This is a genomic window from Kaistella sp. SH40-3 (assembly GCF_030686865.1).
Lineage (GTDB): Bacteria > Bacteroidota > Bacteroidia > Flavobacteriales > Weeksellaceae > Kaistella.
Genome location: NZ_JAQYUS010000028.1, coordinates 1 through 1077, shown reverse-complemented (window position 1 = coordinate 1077; position 1077 = coordinate 1). Strand labels below are relative to the sequence as shown.

General features: G+C 21.7%; 1 protein-coding gene. It reads left to right on the top strand.

The genetic code is table 11. The annotated features are described in order from the left end of the window. Positions 1-704: 704 nt before the first annotated feature. A partial coding sequence (locus PUH65_RS14870) for a hypothetical protein (protein ID WP_305520895.1) occupies positions 705-1077 on the top strand: 373 nt, incomplete at its 3' end.

The window sequence follows — 1077 nt, the reverse complement described above, 5'->3', positions numbered from 1 at the left end:
TTAACTATATTGACATTGCTAATAGTTATTTTTACAATAAAAAAGTATTGATAATGTCAATTTAAGATATTGATTCTTAAAAATCATTATAACAATATTGGTTCTTTATTAATTAGATAGTTTATTTTTCCCCTAAAGTTATTTCTGCGTTGTCATGAAGCAAGCCATGTTTTTGATAGCAAAAACCTCCCTTCGGTCGCATGGCTTGGCAGGGTAAAACCCCACACCCCAAATTCGATATACAAATAATAGTAAACCAAAATATTGTTTCATAATCTTTTATTATCTTCAAATTGATTCGTTTTTTTTAAAAAATGATAATGCTTTGATTTTAAGTAAGAAAAACATTAATTCATATAAAACATTATTTCATATAAAGAATTAATTAAAAGAAAAGATTAATTAAAAAAAAGAATTAATTAATGTATTCATTTATATCATTTATATCATTTATATCATTTATATCATTTATATCATTTATATCATTTATATCATTTATATCATTTATATCATTTGTAACAGTTATAAAATATATTCATTTGTAATATTTGTAAAATATATTTATTTATAATAATTGTAACAGTTTGTTATATAGATATTTGTCTTCTAATTTTTAATTAAAAATTGTTGTGTTTAAAATTCAAATTTCTATTTTTACTTCCAAATAAAGTTTTCTTTATTTTATAATTTTTTAACCTAAAAATATGGAATTAAAAGTCTTGGATTTTAAAGAATTCAATCATATAGAATATAAAAAAATTGAATCAAAATATGAAAATAATCCGAATCCTGTAACGTTTACTTTAGACGAATTTAAATCGATTGTATCACTTCTTTTTTCAGTTCAATATCATACTCCAGAAGTTTCAGAAGAGCATTTGCATAATATTGCGGGTATATTGTATGAAGAATATCCAATTGTCAATATTACTTCAAAATTTGGGAGACAAATGATTGAAAATCTTGATAATGATTATTTAGATTGGATGGATAGTCTTTCAAATAGAAGTTATCACATATCGGAAATGATATTTAATGAAGAGTTGAATGATTTTGTCCATTTAGCTTTAATTGATT